Origin of the sequence: Lactobacillus kullabergensis (assembly GCF_003151025.1) — a bacterium.
GTDB lineage: Bacteria > Bacillota > Bacilli > Lactobacillales > Lactobacillaceae > Lactobacillus > Lactobacillus kullabergensis.
Window position 1 is genome coordinate 1,102,487 of record NZ_CP029477.1, and the last position, 17,181, is coordinate 1,119,667.

Below are 17,181 nucleotides of genomic sequence, written 5' to 3' on the forward strand. Positions count from 1 at the left end.
GCTTTTTTATTTTACAATCTTTGTGCCATGAAGTTGATTAACATTCAGTTCTGCACCAACCAAATCTCCATTTTCGGTTGTGATCCCTCCACCTGGCAAAATTTCTATGCGATCATCTGCCCATTTAATAATTTCTTTTAAATGGAGTATTGTTGCCAAGATAGGTTTGTCTAATTTTCCACCATGTGTCAAAATTCGTTTGACTCCTTGATCTGCTAACCATTTTAATTCTGTTTTCTGTTTATCATTTGATATGTCATCAAAAGCCATGTGCATAACGACTTCAACGTTTAAGGAACGAGCTAGTGTAATTAGATGTTTCATTTGAATTCTATTTATTTGATTATTGTTGGTCAAACATCCAAAAGCCACTCCTTGAGCACCCAGTTTGGCAGACGCTTCAATGTCATCAGCCATTATGCCGATTTCATTTTCGTTATAAACAAAATCTCCACCTCTAGGTCTAATCATTATGACAACCGGTATTTTAAAATTCTCAGCATAAGTGACAGATTTCTTTATTACGCCATAGGAAGGCGTAGTGCCACCCAACGCCAAATCATTATTCAGCTCTAATCTGTCAGCGCCAGCCTTAATTACATGAGGAATATTATAAAAATTTTCAACACACGCTTCTTTTAGCATTTTATTCTCTTTCTTTTAGTTAAACGTTACTCGACCGGAGCATTGATTTGTTTTTGATAATCATCTAACCAAGACTGTGAAATAGGCTCAATCTGAGTCTTTTGATTTTTTCCAGGGTTGGCCATTAAAATTTGAGCTTTTTGTTTTTCATTAGCAACACAAAAAGGAAATTCCACATTAGTAGCTACTCCCCACTCACCTTTTCGATTTAAAGCAATTAAAGAAATTTCCCCTACTTGACCATAGCGCTGTTTTAAATCTTCACAAAATGGGTAAAGTGCTGTGTCACAAGCATCTTGAGGAGACTGACCTTTTGCCATTCTGCGAACTATTTCATATGAAAGACAACCTTTCATAATATCTTCTCCCAAACCTGTTGCAGTGGCTGCCCCAATATGACTGTCAGCATAAAATCCAGAACCCGATAACGGTGAATCACCAATTCTACCATCTTTTTTCATAAATAAGCCTGAAGTTGATGTAGCTGCAGACATCGATTCAGCTTGATCAAGTGTGACTGCTCCAACAGTATCGTGCCCATCATAGGGATGCAGTCCAGTTTTAAACTGCTCTTTTACCTTATTTTGCCATATTGTTTTTGCTCTTTCTGTCAGCATGTTAGTCATTTCAAAGCCATTTTGCATAGCAAATTTAGTGGCGCCTTCTCCGACTAAAAAGCTGTTAGTTTTATTTAAACTTAATTTTCTGGCTACAGAAACAGCATGCTTCACATTTTCAATGGCCGCGACTGAACCTTGTGCTAAAGTATCACCATTCATGAACGCAGCATCCATCTGAACAACTCCATCTTCATTAGGAAGTCCGCCATAACCTACTGATTTATAAAGAGGATAAGATTCAACTTTCTTTATTAAGTTTTCAACTGCATCCCCTGCACTCTCACCGTTTTGCAACATACTGCTTGCTTTTAACAACCCATCGTATGACATACTCCAAGTTGATATTACAGCCCAATTTTTCATTATGATCTTCCTTTTTATTCGGTATAGTAATAATAGTAAACTAGACTCCTTAAACTAACAAGCTACAAATTTAAAAGACAAATTTGAATCAAAAATAAAAGGCTTTGAACCAAAAATTCAAAGCCTTTTTAATTACCACATGCCGATAACTTTAGTCCAAATCAGACCGCCGCCTAACCAGATGATGTTAAGTACAACACCAATTATGGCGCTTAGTTTCCACCAATCTTTGTTAGAAACATAGCCTGTTGAAGAAAGCAAAGCAGCAGGACCTGCCGAATAGCTTGAAGTTGACAAGTATAAAGAACCGTCTAAAGCTAGCATTAACGCTGCCATCTTAGGTGGCACTCCGGCACCAATCGCAATTGAGAGAAATCCTGCGTAAAGAGCAGAAATTTGTGTAGAAACACTTGGAAATAAATAGTGAAGGTAGAAGTAAACCAAGAATAAGATTACCAGTACTAAAACCCAGTTCATACCATGAAGTGCACTACCTAAAGTCTTTGAGAACCAAGGGAAAAAGCCCAAAGTCATTAACTTTTGAGACATCAACATGATAATTGAAAGCCAAGTCAAGATGTTCCAAGCAAAACTTTGACCTAAAATATCCTTAACATTAATTACGCCAAATACCAATAGTAATGCAACTGCAATAAAGCTCACCAAAGTAGCGTCAATGCCAAACCTAGAACCTACTAACCATAATGCAACCGACAGGACAAAAATCACACCCATGATTTTTTCTGCAGCCGTCATTTTGCCTAATTCTTGTAACTTTTTGTTTGCCCAAGCATGAGCATTAGGTGTTTCTTTGATCTTAGGCGGATATATTTTATATAGAATAAAAGGTACTAATATTAAGGAAATTATGCCCGGTACAATTGCAGCTACAAACCATTGCATCCACGAAATGGTAACGTTTTGCGTCTTTGCTATTCCTAATGCCACCATGTTACCGGCTAAACCAGTTAAAAACATTGTGGAAGTAACGATGTTAACTTCGTATTCTGTAAAGACAAGGAATGAACCCATGTCACGCTCAGTTCCCTTTTTAGGATCTGAACCCATTTCTCTTGATAAGTTATCAATAATTGGGTACATAATACCGTTAACACGAGCGTTGTTACTTGGGATACCAACTGCCAGAACAGTTTCCACTAGGGATAAGGCATAAGCCAAACCTAAAGTTCTCTTGCCAAAAGTTTTGACAAAGAAGTAGGCAATTCTTTTACCAAGACCTGATTTAATAAAGCCGGCCGCCATAAACATACACATAGCGACCATCCATGCCGTGGAATTACCAAAACCGGCAGTGACTTCTTCCATCTTAAAAATACCGGTTAATGTAGCAATCACTACCGCTATTATTGTAGTTGCCATCATTGGTAAAGGTTTAGTTACACAGGCAATTATAGTTGCAATAAATATAGCGAATAGGTGCCAAGCTTGAACGGTAATTGCCGCTGGTTTTAATGGAGTTAACAGCCATAAGCCAATGCCAATAGCTAGTGGTAAAACCCACTTTTTCCATTGAATTTTATCTAACATTTTCTCTCCTTTTGCAGTGCTTTTTCTATGAAATGCAAAGCTTATAAGTTTTAAAGCATTGCTTTTGTTCAAAGTATTCGTTATCAATTATTTAAAATCACTAACCTTGCGATATTTTGGGGTATACGGTCAATAGCAAGTTATAAATCTATTTGTTAATTGTTAAATACTTAGAACTATCACAAAGCTTTTCATTTATTGTCGTTCAACATTCTTAATCGCTTGGTTGACAGCTTCTTTAAAAGCAGCACTAGTTGTACTTGCGCCACTGATAGCATCAACCTCTGTAGTTTGCTTTTCAATCATTTCATTAGTTAGAACCGGGATTGCTTTTCCTCCCAAATAAGGAGTTTCTTTTTCTTGTAGTGTCTCAATTTGAGAAATTTTATCACCTGACATGGTGACCCGCACAACTATTGGTACATCATTAATGCCATTTTCGCTAATACCAATACCCTGATTTGGGCCAGCTTCAAAATCAGTTGAAGAAGCATGAGCATCAGTTTTTAGATCAGGATTTTCAGAAGCACCTGTAAATACATCAACTTCAGCCATTTTTCTTTTAGGCCAAGCTGCATTTTCTCCGGCAATTTTGCCAGAAATTAACAAATCAGCAATACTGTTTGCACCAACATATTTGGTAGCAAAAATGTCTCCTAATTCACCGGCTTCATATAAATGAGGAATAACATTATTCTCCATGTCCAAAACTTCGCAATTTTCATTACGACGAGCGCCACCATGTGTATGCAGAATGTTGTGGCAAATTGGGATAGCATAATATGGACCTGCGCCAAAAGCACGCATTGTTTCAATTTTACGATTTAAAAACATATCGCGCTTTTTTTCATTGACTAAAAAGTTAAAATCACTGACAGCTTCAGCTAATTTTGGTGCGGCAATCTTGTCAGCCAATTCAGCAATAGTTTCTGCTTTTACTGCATAGGTGATCAGGCTTTTAATTTGTTCAGCCTTATCTGAATCGTCATTAACTAGTTGCTCAAATTGTCTTTGATCCATGATAATATGTGGATGATTTTGGTTAGGAGGCATAATCCAGTTGCCGTGGTTGTATTTGTAACCATGACGGTCCTCTTCGTCTTCACGGTAATACCGCGTGCCGTCATCGCCAGCAACGAAAATACTGCCATTAAACAAGTTCTTCCAGTTGATCATATAGGCAAATTTTTCTCTTGGCACGCCTTCTCTTAAAGAAAAACCATGTGAATCATAGTTGGACATATGCCACAGTCTAGCGCCAGCTTCAACTGCTAAATCAATTCCTTTACCTTGATTATATAAAGTACCAATTGGAGCTAAAGAACCTTGACCTAAAAAGTTTTGAACCATATCTTGGTTATTTTCAAAGCCACCACAAGCTAAAACAACTCCGTTTTTGGCAGCTACATTTCTATTGATTCCTTTGTGTTTTATTTGCACACCTAAAATGGTTTTAGTGTTGGGGTCCTGAATTAAATGTTGTGCAGGACTTTCAAACCAAACATCAATTTTGTCTAAACGCTCGTAAACTTTTTTACGTAATAATTTCCAGAATCCGCCATTATACATACCAGGAGTCATGCTTTGTGAGCGCATAGTTTCCGCATGTTTGTATTCTGGATATTCACCTTTAGGTCTTCTACCAGTGTACTGAGCTTCAATGCCAAAATAGTTTTGTGAATATTCTTTCATTTTTAAAACATTATTGACAAAAGCGTCTAGATCTTTAGGATCATACTTGAAGGGATAATAAGTTTGTTTATAATACTCACGTAGATCCTCAAAATTGTCACTCCACGCGAATGCACCACCAGCGTATCTGGTATTACCCCCTTCATGACCCTCAGGAGCCGCATCTATCAGTAGAACATGGGCATTGTTATCTGCTGCGAATCTAGCAGCACCAGCGCCAGCGCCACCGAATCCGACTACAATTACGTCATAAACGGCATCCCATTCGAGAGTTGAATCGTAGATCAAATTTTTCACCTTAACTTTCTTATAAATCGTTCTTTTGGTAAATATAGCTTGAAGTGCTTTTTAAATCTAATTAAATTTTTCTCATAATTTAGCTTTCTTAGTTGTGATAAAATGCATAGTAGCAAGTACTTCTTGTACATTAAAGTGAATTTTAATATAATTTAAAAAGATACATTTATAAATAAAATTTATTTAGGAAGTACAAATGAACGAAAAAGATCTATTATATTTTTGTAAATTAGTCGAAACTGGTAATTATACGCTAACTGCTAATACTTTTGATGTTACTCAACCGACAATTTCAATGGCTATTAAACGCCTGGCGGATAAATTCGCAGATCCATTGATTTTACAAAAAAATCGCAAAAGCAAGATTACTTTAACTGATGCCGGAGAACTACTATATCGTAAAGCAAAAATATTATTACAAGATATGGCAAGTATCAATTACGACGTAATGCACGCCAGCGATAAAAAAATCCGACTCGCTTTTTCTGGCGAAGCCGGTAGTTTATATATTGCCGACATTATTCAACAATTTTATCAAGCTGGAATTACAGATTTAATTGAATCAAAGATAGAGCGATCTGCAGACGCATTTGCTGATTTAACCAATGGCAATGTCGATGTTGCTATTTATTCATGGATGGTTCCCATTAATGATCCTGAATATTTTATTCATAACTTACAAAAAACTGAACTGGTGGTAATTACTAGTAACACTGATAAATGGCATAACATTCATGAAATTAGTGCTGCCAACTTGCGTGAGTGCAAATTTGTCGCTCGCACTCGAGGCTATTTGACAAGGGAATGCTTGGAACAAGAAGCGAAACTAGGGGATTTTATCCCTCAAATTTCCTATACTGCAACTACAATGAAACTTTTAATTGATTTGGTCAAGCGTAATGTTGGTATAGCTTTAGTAATGGAAAGCAGTCTTAAAGACTTTTCTGACATTCACGTGATTCATTTAAAACCTGGCCAGCGGCTTTGGGCATATATGCAAATTGCTATGAGAAAAACTTTTATACCTAATAAATATCAGCAGAAAGGAATTGAAATATTACGCAATTTTAAACCGTAGTAAAATTTTGCAAATAAAAAAAGTTCACGACTTTTTAAAGTCATGAACTTTTTTAAGTTTAAGCAATAACATTAAACAAAAATGCGGCAATTCCGCCACCTAAAAGTGGTCCAAAAATTGGAACCCAACTATAAGCCCAGTCGGAGCCACCTTTGTTGGCAATTGGCATAAACTGATGTGCAAGTCTTGGTCCCAGGTCACGGGCCGGATTAATCGCGATTCCAGTTGGTCCTCCTAAGGACAAACAGATTGCGGTAATTAAAAATCCTGATAGTAATGGGTTTAATCCTGGTGCCAATTTAGCATTGGTTAATCCCAACAAGCCAAATACCAAAACAAACGTAGCAATCATTTCAGTAAAGAAATTCCAAGTATAGTTTCTAATGGCAGGCGTTGTGGCAAACGAACCTAAAATGCCTTCTTGATCAGTGGTTTCTTCCCAATGAGGTAAATAGGTTAGCCAAACTAAAATGCCACCGATAAAACCCCCAGCAATTTGAGCTAGCATATATGGTAAAACTGAAGACCATTGCAATTTGTTTGCAATAGCCATTCCTAATGACACTGCCGGATTAAAATGTCCTGGGCAAAGCCAACTAACACAAAATACTCCGAAAGTTACGGCAAAACCCCAACCAAAAGAAATAACGATCCAGCCACTGCCTTTTGCTTTCGACTTGTTCAAATTGACACCGGCACAAACGCCATCTCCGAGCAATACTAAGATGATAGTTCCAATGAACTCTCCCACTAATTGCATTGTTAAACTATTATTCATTTTTTAATCTCCTACTTTTATTATTAGGCTGCATAAGCCTCAAATAATGTTTAGTAGTAAATTACTCCCTAACAAAATATATTATAAAATTTTGCTTGTGTAAACACTTTCTTTAAATAAAATAATTTTTAAAAAATTGTTTAAGAAACTGTTATTTAATTTCTTTGATTATATAGCATTTATATTTAATTTCTTAAAAATTTCCGTTATATTTTTATAACTGTTATTTTTAGCAAAGTCTTTTAAATTGAAGCTTTAAACCTATTTTTTAATTTTTAAGGGTTCAAGTTGTTTTTCTATTTCAGTTAAATCAACTCCCGCTTCAATCAAAGTAGCAGCAGTATATGCACCTTCAATAAAAGCTACATCATACAAATGAATCTTTTTAGAAGTCATTTCCATCGCCAGTTCAAGATTCATTTTGGCACTCCCAAGATCATAAAAAGCCAAAATTTCATCGGCTTTATTGTCAGAAAAAGCTTGCAAAACCTTGTCCATACTGGTACCTATATCTTCTTCATTTGTTCCACCAGCATTTGTGATTGATACATCTTTGGCAACTTGATCTAAAAGTTTAGTCAAACCGGTAGGTATTTCGGGAACATGTGATACTAACGTAATGCCTAAACTCATAGTATACCTTCAGTTTCCAGTAAAGCTTCAAAGAGATAGCCGCTAGATTGTGAGCCGGGATCAACATGACCCTTTGATCTCTCTCCCAAATATGAAGCACGACCCTTTTTTGCTACTAAATCTTTAGTTGCAGCTACAGCAGAATCAATTTTTTCTTGAGTTAAATTATGCGCTTTCACTTCAGGTACGAGCACTGACCAAACATCAACCATCGTTTTGTCACCTGGTTTAGCACCGCCACGTTTTTTAATACCAGCTAATGCAGCATCCAGTAATTCACCAATATCATCGCTAGTAGCGCTCTTCTTGGCCATTTCTAAAAAAGCTGTGCCATATAATGGGCCTGAAGCTCCACCAACAGTAGAAATAAGAGTCATTGCAATTTGTTTAAAAGCATCAGTAATAGTTTTTGGCTCTAAATCCAGTTTTTGACTGACGGCATTCATGCCTCGGCTCATATTAAACCCGTGATCCCCATCGCCAATTGCAGTGTCTAAATCGCTTAAAAATTGCTTATTCTGCTCAATTTTTACGGAAAATTTATTGATCCATTCAACTACGTTTTTAACCGATAATCCCATAATATTCTTCCCTTCTTTTACCAAGCAATGGTTTCAACGGGCTGATTAAGGTACTTGAGCCATTTTTCATCAGCTATTTCAAAAAATGTGAGTGAAATACCAGCCATATCAAGCGATGTCATGTAATTACCAATTTTGATAAAGGCAGGTTTAACATTAAATTCCGCCAATTTATCAAGCAAATCATTACTAAAAATATATTGTTCCATCAAAGGAGTTGCACCCATGCCATTAACTAAAACAGCATACTTTTTATTTTGCTCTAAATGCATTTCATTATTTAACTTGCCCACTAATTCAGTTACTAAGTCTTTAGCAGGTTTGATTTTTTCACAACGATAGCCAGGCTCTGAATGAATGCCAACTCCAAATTCAATCTCGTCATCTTTTAATACAAAACCAGGTTTACCAGTTTCGGGATTAGTAGCAGCCGATAAAGCTACAGCAATTGTTTTAATATTAGGCAAAACTTTTTTAGCTGCTGCATCAATTTCGTCAAGACTTGCACCATTTTGAGCCATAGCTCCCAGAATCTTATGCATAAACAAGGTTCCGGCAACTCCACGTCTTCCTTGTGTGAATGTACTGTTTTCTACAGCAATATCATCATCGACTATAATTGATTTAACTTTAATGTTGTCCATGTCAGCCATATCTTTTGCCATATCAAAGTTCATGACATCCCCTGAATAATTTTTTATAACTAGAAAAACACCTTGCCCCTGGTCTACTGCCTTGATTGCTGCGTAAATTTGATCTGGAGTTGGAGATGTGAAAACCTGACCGCAAACTGCTGCACTCAACATCCCTTTACCTACAAAACCTGCGTGAGTAGGTTCATGTCCTGAACCTCCCCCGCTGACAATACCTACTTTCCCGGTCATTGAATCCTTATCTGCTCTCATAACAGCTTCGGTATCTTTAACTTGAGAAATAAATTGTGGATATGATCTGACCATACCTTTGACCATTTCAGGTACAACATTTGCAGGATCATTAATAATTTTTTTCATGTAATTAGCTCCTTAATTAAATAAATGTAACGCTTACATAACTATTATACCAAGTAACATTTATATAAACCATTTGTGTTGCAATAAATTAAATATTTTGTTCAAAATAAAAAACTTTAGTACACATTCATCAATAAAAGTGTGGCTAAAGTTTAAGACACAACTACAAAACAATATTACTTTCTTATAACCTTATACCTGGAAGATCTATCAGCATTGGGATGTTCTGCAGCGTGACCGCAGGCAACAATGACACAGGTTTCAAAATTTTGCGGAAGAGCTAACTCCTTTTCCAAGTTTTTAGCAGAATTGAGCACGCTTGCTGCATTCATTAGATAAACCGAACCCAAGTTGAGTTCTGCGGCCTCTACCATTATGTTTTCTGCAGCAACAGATGCGTCTCTTTCACCAAACTCATTGTTCTTTTTGACATTAATGACAAATAATAAAGGAGCATTATAGCAAGCGTTACTTGTAACTTGTTCTATTTGTGATAATAATTTTTCATTTTCAACCACTGTCATTTGCATTACATCAGTTTGGTGCATGCCACAAGGAGATGCTTGAAAAGCATTGATCAACTTATCAATATCATCTTGAGCAACTTTTTCAGTCGTATATTTTCTGACAGCTACTCTCTTTAAAACAGGATCAGTCATTTGTATGACTCCTAAGAAAAACAAAACACAATTATTTAATGACTGCTTTACCAGTCTTATGAACTAAATCAGACCATTTTAAAAACTGTGTTTCAGATATTCCTACTAACTTTTTACCTTTGATCTTCTTGGTACTATAGACAAAAACTGTTGTACCTTTTTTAACGTATGAATATTTATTTCCTTTTACCAGAAGCTTGCCTTTGCTATTGTATACTTTAGCGTTGCGTTTTACCTTGTAGCTGGCAACTTTAAAAAGCTTTACATTACCTGGCTTTACGTATTCTTTCTTCTTAGTTTTCTTGCCATTTAATGATATTTGCAAGTAACTCTTATTTTTAACTGTGGTAAAACCCGTAATTGAAAGAATTGTTCCTTTTTTCAGTTTTTTGTTTTTAATTCTTTTACCCTTACTGTCAAATATATAGGCATTTCTCTTTAATTTGACAGTTTTGCCTAAATATTTTATCGCATTATTTGAATTAGTATTATTTTTCTTAGGCTTTTTGTCAGTATCTGCAGTAGCAGGATTATTTGTACTGTTAGTTGTATTAGATTGTCCATTATTGGTTTTACTTTGGTCAGTAGTATTTGACGTGTTTGAATCTCCGTTCGTAGTATTAGATGTTGTAGTATTAGTCTGACTTTGATTGGTGGTTGCTGCAGGAGTATCTGCAGCCAACACTGGCTTAGTTACACTCAATCCTAAAGTCAAAGATGCAACTCCAACTATACTTAACAAAAGTTTTTTCTTCATTTTGACACCTCATTATTGAAAAACTTATTCATATACATTCTACTACTTTGAATAAATAATTTCTTTTACAATATCAAAACAATTATTTTACTTTCTAATCTTGTGGCATTTAGTTTTTTTTACAACTTATATTATGAGGTACAGAATCTACTTTTGCTTTATACTTAGAAATAGTGAAAACATAAAAAATGTTATTAAAGGAAGAACTTCATGAAAAAGTCGCAAAAAGAATCAATCGAAATACTGGTCACTATAGACCAAAACTATATCAAACCACTCGAAGTTATGATGTATTCCCTTAGGCTGAACAATATGACTGAAGAGTTTCATGTCTGGCTAATTTACGACAATATTAACCAGAATGCTCTGAATAAATTAAAAAAATTTGGGCTAAAAATAGGAATTCAGGTATCCACTTTGACTATGAATAAGAATATTAAATTTCCTGATTCATTGCTCAACTTGCATGATTATCCTAAAGAAATGTATTTCAGATTACTTTCAAGTAAAATTTTGCCAGCAGATCTACATCGAATTATTTATCTTGATCCTGACATTTTAGTTATTAACTCAATAGTGCCCTTGTGGGAGTTAGACCTTGAAGGTAAAATGTTTGCAGCTTCAGTTCATGAAGGGTTAACGGACATTATGAGTTCAATTAATAATATCAGGCTGGGTACATCAACTGGGTACTTTAACTCTGGAATAATGCTGATGGATTTAGATCAAATGCGTACAAAAATTAAAATTACAGAAATTACTCAGGCAATTGAAGAGCATCATGATACTTTAATTTTGCCAGATCAAGATATTCTCAATTATCTATATGGCGAAGATATTTTAAAAATTCCAGAAACGCGCTGGAACTACGATGCCAGAGCTTTCTCAGTTTACTTAACCAGAAGCACAGGTGAAATCAACACCGAATGGGTCATGAAAAACACCTCAATTTTACACTTTTGCGGTAAACCTAAGCCGTGGCAAAAGGAGAAACATTCCCGGTTTAAACCCCTTTACCTTAATTATCTGCAAATGGTCAATCGCTTGTTAAAACAGCAAAAATTAACGTAACATTTAGCTTTTTACTGTTGAAGCTTGCTATATGTGTGCTAAAATAATAAAAGTTGCCGAATATCAAGCGACACAATGCTTTAGGTGGATTAGTATAGAAAAAATGCAAACTATTTAATAGCATTGAATGTGTAATATTTTTTATAGAAAAGAGAAGAATTATGGCTTCAATTAACAAGTCTGAACTTACTAAAGAAGTTTCAGCAAAGACAGATCTTAAACAAAAAGATGCAGAAAAAGTTATCGATGCTTTAATCGAATCAATTAAGGATAACTTGGCTAAAGGCGAAAAAGTTCAAATCATAGGTTTTGGTTCTTTTGAAGTACGTAATCGTGCAGCTAGAAAAGGCAGAAACCCACAAACTGGTAAAACTTTAACCATTCCTGCAACAAAAGTACCTGCATTCAAGCCTGGTAAAGCATTGAAGGACGCAGTTAAATAATTCTACAATTAAATACGAAAAAACAACGAGTTTTAACTCGTTGTTTTTATTTTGTTTTAAAATTTTTAGCGATTTTGATGATTCAATCTGTTGGCAAAAAAGTCACCAATGACTTGAACAATAAATATTAAAATAATAACTAAAACAGTCGCAATAAGAGTTACGTCATTATTAAAACGATTATAGCCGTATGAAATTGCAGTATTACCTAGTCCACCGGCACCTATAGCTCCTGCCATTGCGGTTAAACCAATTAAACTGATAATTGTCACGGTAGAGACGCGAGCAAGTTCGGATCTGGCTTCATTTAAATAAACACTAAATATGATGTCCCAAATCGTAGCGCCTAAACTCTGTGCTGCTTCAATTTTGCCGTGATCCACACTTTCTAGTGCTACTTGAACTTGACGTGCATAAAATGGGAAACAACCTAGTGTCAGAGGAACTAACGCTGCTTGAATACCGATTTGGGTACCTACAATTTTTTGTGTTACTGGAGCGATGAATGCCAGTAAAATAATAAACGGAATTGCTCTAAAAATTGAAACAATTTTATCACAAAGGTTAAACCAAAATTTATTAGGCCTGATACCGTCACTTTTGGTTAGGACTAAAACAATACCAAAAACCATTCCTAGAATGCCACCAAAAATTCCGGCCCAAAAAGTCATATACAGAGTTTGAATAATGCTGGTTCCCCAGCCTGTGTCTCCCAGCCAACCTAATTGCACAACATTGGGAAAAACTTTGCTAAACCAACTACTCATATAGATCCCCCTTTTCGTTTAAACGAGTGACAGCAACTTTTTCTTTTCTTAAATAAGCAACTGTCTCCTGCTGTTTTGTCTTGTCTCCTTTGACTTGAACAAGTAAAGTACCAATTGGCTCATCATCAAGCAATTCAACATTGCCGTATAACATGCTGGCTTCAACTCCTACTTCACGGTATAAATCAACAACAATTGTTTTGGTGACATTAGCCATGCTATATACAAGTTGATAAATGGCCTCATTATCGTTGTCAAGCTTATCAATATTAAGAGATTTCAAAGTGTTGATTACTTCCAAAGAGCCACCCACGAAACTCTTGGTCAAATCATTTTTAGGATGTAGCACAACATCCCTTAAACTTCCTTTTTCAACAATTTGTCCAGATTGCATTAAGGCAACTTTATTACAAACTTTCTTAATAGCTGCCATTTCATGGGTTATCAAGACAATAGTTAAATTAAGATCTTTTTGGAGCTTTTTTAGCAGTGTCAGAATCTGAAGAGTATTTTGGGGATCAAGCGCACTGGTAGCCTCATCAGAGATTAGAATGTCCGGTTCATTTGCAAGTGCACGGGCAATCGCAACTCTTTGTTGCTGACCTCCAGAAAGTTGCACCGGATAAAAGTTTGCTTTATCTCTTAAATCCACTAAATCTAATAATTTTAATGATTTTTCCTTAATTTCTTTTTCTTTTAATCCAGAATGTTTCAGGGCAAAGGACACGTTGTCAACGACGCTTATTTCGTTTAATAAATTAAAATTTTGAAAAATCATGCCAATTTTTCTGCGAGCTAATTGTAAATCTTTGTTAGATATCACCTGTTTGCCATCTTTGACAAAATCGGTTCCGTTAACTTTAATATTACCAGCTGTCGGTTTTTGTAAAAGGTTGACTGTTCTGACTAAAGTTGACTTACCAGCTCCGGAAAAGCCTACAACACCGAAAATATCACCCTTTTCTACAGTTAGACTAACATCATGAACTGCTTGTACAATTTTGCCTTTTTTATCAGGGAAATCTACACTTACGTGTTCTAAATCAATAATACCCATTACAATCTTCTCCGATCATTAGAATTTTTACTTCAATTTAATGTCCCAAGCACTTCTAGTCATGTTGCCATAATATTTCTTTTGAATCCGTTTAGTCTCAGCAGTTTGATAACATTTGACTACAGCCTGGTAATCCTTGTTTTTTGCTTGGTCTTTCTTAGCTACAATGATATTTATCCATTGGTAAGAATCTCTATTTACCGGCTCAACAAAGATTGTTTGTTTTTCACCTAAACCAGCAGGACGAGCAAAGTCATTATTAATAACTGCTGCATCTACTGAATTAATAACCCGGCCACATTGATCGGCACTAATTTCTTTAACTTTAATGTTTTTAGGATTCTTTACAATATCTGCAACGGTCACAAGAGCTTTACCCTTACGTAATGTAATAAGTCCAGCATTTTTCAAAACAAGTAAAGAACGGGATTCATTACTTGCATCATTTGGCACAGCAATTGTGGCACCTTTTGGCAATTCACTTAATTTATGATATTTCTTTGAATATAACCTAATCGGATTGATATCTGTACGTCCGATAGCTACTAGTCCACCATGATTGGCTTTATTCCAGGCCTTAAGAAAAGCATAATGTTGAAATGCATTCAGATCGATGTCTCCACTTTTTACTGCCTTATTTGGTTGATTGTAATCAGTGAAATTCTTGATCTTAATCGTTATGCCATACTTTTTCTTGGCTAAGGCTGCAGCGTGATCCCAAATAACCTCTTTCGGTTTAGACTCACTAACTATACCTACTGTAACAACATGGTTTTTTTGATTGCTATCTGCTTTTTTGCCAAAGCTAAACCAGGCAATGGCAATAATTACAATGGCTGCAATTACTCCAATAATAATATTGCGACTCTTTTTAGTCATTAGAAAAACCTCCTAATTTTTCAATAAAAAAAGCACTCATCCTAAACTAAGGACGAGTGCTTCGTGTTACCACCTTTAATTTGTTTATTACTCACGTAATAAACCTCAACAGCTATCTAACAATAGCTTGCAATCTTAACGGATGCAACTCCGCCACTAGCTAAATATCACTAGCAGTCATCATTTCAAGCCCATGTTCACTACACCTTACTAACTGACTCTCACCAAACGTCAGCTCTCTTTATTAGTAAAAATAATAGCTACTCTGCTTTTCAAGATGTATTAATTATTTAATTGTTTATTAATTTAACATCTAAAAATTTTCCTGTCAACCAAAAAATAAATTATTTTTTAGTTGCTTGGTATGATTTTATTATTTTTAAAAAATATTGTCCCACGGCAAAAGTTACAATAGCCATTCCAATTACCTGCCACCAATAATTATGATTTAAGTTTTCTGCAAGTAAAAAGCTGCTAATCAAAGTTAATATACAAATTATCAAAACGACAGTAGAAGCAATAACTTGTTTCATGTTATTTCTCCTTTCTCATATAAGTTAAAAATTCATAAGGATAAAAATTTAAATTGTCAGGCTGATGAAATTCCCTTTTTACTATCTTAAAATCGCTATAATTAAGTTTTGCCATCGTCACATCAGCTGTAAAAGTGGCTTTGATTTCAGTTTTTTCTAAGCAATCTACCTGATTTTTCAATACGTTAAAAACCGAATTACCGCCAATTACACAAATTTCCAGATTTTTGTGTTTACCAATCCAACTTTGTAATTCAGAGATTGAAGATAATATTAAAACTCTTTGATTATCGTGAAATTTATTTTTCAGCTCTTTTTTAGTACTCAAAACAATGTGCATACGGCCAGGTAAAATATGAGGTAAGCTCATAAAAGTTCTTCGACCCATGACAATGGGATGTCCATAGGTTATTTTTTTAAAATGGTGTAAGTCAGCAGGCAGTTTCCAAGGTAAATGTCCATCTAGACCAATTTGGTGTTTTTTATCTTCTGCCCAAACAAAAATGATCATCAATTCGCCTCTATCCTTATTATAACGCTTTATTTTTCAGATTTCTTAGCATTTGCTTAACTCTACCAATTATGCAAAACAATATTTTTATTTAAATAAATAGAACATTTATTTACACATGATTTTTCGCAACATTATTGCTATAGTTATTTAAGTATCTTAACGAATTACAGGAGGAAATTATGTCTGAATCTAGCCAATTCTCTGAAGAGAAATATAATAAAATGAAGCAAACTGAAGCGGATCTGGTACGAGATTTACAAGCAATTGTTAAAGATCCCTCTAAAGAAGCCGACTTGGGTGATGATGCCTTTAAAAAGCATCAAAACTGGCTGCGAATTATTATGCCTAATTATTCCAGCAAAATCCATTTAGGAATAGTCGATGCCTATGATAAAGATACTCGCTACCAATCCTATTATGATGATAAGGCTGGCAAAGGTGCAACCAAAATATTAAGCAGAATTGTCAAAAAACATTTAGCAAAATAAAAGGAGTCTTTTGAAGAAGACTTCTTTTTTGTTAGTGAAACCAATGAGTGTGTTTGTCCGTAAATGCCAACAGATCATTAATTAGGTACATGATATATGTTAAAAATAATGTTAAATTAGCATCCCCCTGAAATGCTGTAACTCCCCATAAAATAATTGAAAGTATTCCTTGAATAGTCCAAAAATAGTATTGCTCGCGAAAATGTAATGTGCAAAGAAGAGATCCAGTAATTCCGATTGCTCCCGCTGTTGCATCGATTAAGGGCCTAGGACTAGTGAAAATTTTTGTATCTAGCAGATAAAGTAAAACTAGCACTACGGCAAAAAAGATAATGGTAAGAAGCCACTTTGTCAGTGTCAAACCATGAATATGTTTTTCCGTATCTTTAGACCAAGACGGCAACAACAACACTGGTAAATCCAAAATAACAATATATACACCCTGTAAAATTACATTAGCATAGTTTTGGGCATAAACGGAAACAATGATGTAAATTGTAGCTGACATCAAGCCCAAAATACCGTTAATTTGTCTGGCGTTAGTAATAGCAAGAGTACAAGTGAAACCCAAAACTGCGGCAATCATTGTCAACAATGAAATTTTATCAATTGGGGACGCAACAGTAGTCCCAATAATAATACCGATCCCCAGCATTAATAAGAGATATGTTTTAAAACTCCAACCACGCATTTGGTTAATGTACCATTTTAATTTAAAAATATCAGCTTTTAGCTGAACTTTCATCCGACCTTCCTACCTTCTAT

The 17,181-nt window shown here is 35.2% G+C and carries 20 protein-coding genes and 1 other annotated feature; of the genes, 4 read left to right on the forward strand and 16 right to left on the reverse strand.

Annotation, left to right across the window (positions count from 1 at the left end; translation table 11 throughout):
* Positions 1-6 precede the first annotated feature (6 nt).
* The 4 genes from DKL58_RS05195 to DKL58_RS05210 all read right to left on the reverse strand — a co-directional run bounded on the left by DKL58_RS05195 (position 7) and on the right by DKL58_RS05210 (position 5,156).
* Positions 7-645 carry a copper homeostasis protein CutC gene (locus DKL58_RS05195; RefSeq protein ID WP_109586351.1) on the reverse strand — a complete coding sequence of 213 codons (639 nt, stop codon included), beginning with the start codon at positions 643-645 and terminating at the stop codon, positions 7-9.
* Positions 646-671: 26 nt separating this feature from the next.
* Positions 672-1,628, reverse strand: a complete 957-nt coding sequence (locus tag DKL58_RS05200) for a glycosylasparaginase (protein WP_109586352.1) — start codon at positions 1,626-1,628, stop codon at positions 672-674.
* Between the two features lie 132 nt (positions 1,629-1,760).
* Positions 1,761-3,176 (reverse strand): DASS family sodium-coupled anion symporter, encoded by a 1,416-nt coding sequence (locus DKL58_RS05205; protein ID WP_109586353.1) that lies wholly within the window; start codon positions 3,174-3,176, stop codon positions 1,761-1,763.
* A gap of 195 nt (positions 3,177-3,371) precedes the next feature.
* Positions 3,372-5,156: an FAD-binding protein gene (locus DKL58_RS05210; RefSeq protein ID WP_109587009.1), complete on the reverse strand. Its 1,785-nt coding sequence runs from the start codon at positions 5,154-5,156 to the stop codon at positions 3,372-3,374.
* Positions 5,157-5,361: 205 nt separating this feature from the next.
* On the opposite strand from DKL58_RS05210, the gene DKL58_RS05215 reads away from it, so the two are divergent.
* Positions 5,362-6,243, forward strand: a complete 882-nt coding sequence (locus DKL58_RS05215) for a LysR family transcriptional regulator (protein ID WP_109586354.1) — start codon at positions 5,362-5,364, stop codon at positions 6,241-6,243.
* A gap of 58 nt (positions 6,244-6,301) precedes the next feature.
* On the opposite strand, the gene DKL58_RS05220 is transcribed toward DKL58_RS05215, so the two are convergent.
* The 6 genes from DKL58_RS05220 to DKL58_RS05245 form a co-directional block, all read right to left on the reverse strand.
* Positions 6,302-7,021, reverse strand: a complete 720-nt coding sequence (locus DKL58_RS05220) for an MIP/aquaporin family protein (protein ID WP_109586355.1) — start codon at positions 7,019-7,021, stop codon at positions 6,302-6,304.
* A gap of 261 nt (positions 7,022-7,282) precedes the next feature.
* The gene (gene dhaM / locus DKL58_RS05225; RefSeq protein ID WP_109586356.1) at positions 7,283-7,654 is read right to left on the reverse strand and encodes a dihydroxyacetone kinase phosphoryl donor subunit DhaM; all 372 of its coding nucleotides are present in this window, start codon (positions 7,652-7,654) and stop codon (positions 7,283-7,285) included.
* Positions 7,651-8,235, reverse strand: a complete 585-nt coding sequence (gene dhaL, locus DKL58_RS05230; protein WP_109586357.1) for a dihydroxyacetone kinase subunit DhaL — start codon at positions 8,233-8,235, stop codon at positions 7,651-7,653. Before dhaL ends, dhaM begins: the two co-directional genes overlap by 4 nt.
* Positions 8,236-8,252: 17 nt before the next feature.
* Positions 8,253-9,248, reverse strand: coding sequence for a dihydroxyacetone kinase subunit DhaK (dhaK, locus tag DKL58_RS05235; RefSeq protein WP_109586358.1), 996 nt, complete (start codon positions 9,246-9,248; stop codon positions 8,253-8,255).
* Positions 9,249-9,424: 176 nt separating this feature from the next.
* Positions 9,425-9,907, reverse strand: a complete 483-nt coding sequence (locus DKL58_RS05240; RefSeq protein ID WP_109586359.1) for a nitroreductase family protein — start codon at positions 9,905-9,907, stop codon at positions 9,425-9,427.
* 31 nt (positions 9,908-9,938) lie between these two features.
* Complete coding sequence (locus tag DKL58_RS05245; protein ID WP_109586360.1) at positions 9,939-10,664, reverse strand: SLAP domain-containing protein; 726 nt, start codon at positions 10,662-10,664, stop codon at positions 9,939-9,941.
* A 210-nt stretch (positions 10,665-10,874) separates the two neighbouring features.
* Between DKL58_RS05245 and DKL58_RS05250 the strand changes: the two genes are divergently transcribed.
* Positions 10,875-11,735: a glycosyltransferase family 8 protein gene (locus DKL58_RS05250; RefSeq protein ID WP_109586361.1), complete on the forward strand. Its 861-nt coding sequence runs from the start codon at positions 10,875-10,877 to the stop codon at positions 11,733-11,735.
* A gap of 161 nt (positions 11,736-11,896) precedes the next feature.
* Entirely contained in the window at positions 11,897-12,178 is a 282-nt protein-coding gene (locus DKL58_RS05255) for an HU family DNA-binding protein (protein WP_034979630.1), read from the forward strand.
* Positions 12,179-12,243: 65 nt separating this feature from the next.
* On the opposite strand, the gene DKL58_RS05260 is transcribed toward DKL58_RS05255, so the two are convergent.
* The 5 genes from DKL58_RS05260 to DKL58_RS05280 all read right to left on the reverse strand — a co-directional run bounded on the left by DKL58_RS05260 (position 12,244) and on the right by DKL58_RS05280 (position 15,925).
* Complete coding sequence (locus DKL58_RS05260) at positions 12,244-12,945, reverse strand: methionine ABC transporter permease (RefSeq protein ID WP_109586362.1); 702 nt, start codon at positions 12,943-12,945, stop codon at positions 12,244-12,246.
* Positions 12,938-14,002 carry a methionine ABC transporter ATP-binding protein gene (locus tag DKL58_RS05265; RefSeq protein ID WP_109586363.1) on the reverse strand — a complete coding sequence of 355 codons (1,065 nt, stop codon included), beginning with the start codon at positions 14,000-14,002 and terminating at the stop codon, positions 12,938-12,940. The genes DKL58_RS05260 and DKL58_RS05265 overlap by 8 nt, the downstream gene beginning before the upstream one ends.
* Before the next feature lie 27 nt (positions 14,003-14,029).
* The gene (locus DKL58_RS05270; protein ID WP_109586364.1) at positions 14,030-14,881 is read right to left on the reverse strand and encodes a MetQ/NlpA family ABC transporter substrate-binding protein; all 852 of its coding nucleotides are present in this window, start codon (positions 14,879-14,881) and stop codon (positions 14,030-14,032) included.
* A gap of 45 nt (positions 14,882-14,926) precedes the next feature.
* Positions 14,927-15,166: a binding site (T-box leader), on the reverse strand.
* Between the two features lie 59 nt (positions 15,167-15,225).
* Entirely contained in the window at positions 15,226-15,414 is a 189-nt protein-coding gene (locus DKL58_RS05275; protein WP_109586365.1) for a hypothetical protein, read from the reverse strand.
* A 1-nt stretch (position 15,415) separates the two neighbouring features.
* The gene (locus DKL58_RS05280; RefSeq protein WP_109586366.1) at positions 15,416-15,925 is read right to left on the reverse strand and encodes a dihydrofolate reductase; all 510 of its coding nucleotides are present in this window, start codon (positions 15,923-15,925) and stop codon (positions 15,416-15,418) included.
* 182 nt (positions 15,926-16,107) lie between these two features.
* On the opposite strand from DKL58_RS05280, the gene DKL58_RS05285 reads away from it, so the two are divergent.
* Positions 16,108-16,416 (forward strand): TipAS antibiotic-recognition domain-containing protein, encoded by a 309-nt coding sequence (locus tag DKL58_RS05285; RefSeq protein WP_109586367.1) that lies wholly within the window; start codon positions 16,108-16,110, stop codon positions 16,414-16,416.
* A 31-nt stretch (positions 16,417-16,447) separates the two neighbouring features.
* Here DKL58_RS05285 and pnuC read toward each other — a convergent pair whose 3' ends face one another.
* The gene (gene pnuC, locus DKL58_RS05290; RefSeq protein WP_109586368.1) at positions 16,448-17,161 is read right to left on the reverse strand and encodes a nicotinamide riboside transporter PnuC; all 714 of its coding nucleotides are present in this window, start codon (positions 17,159-17,161) and stop codon (positions 16,448-16,450) included.
* Between the last annotated feature and the right edge of the window lie 20 nt (positions 17,162-17,181).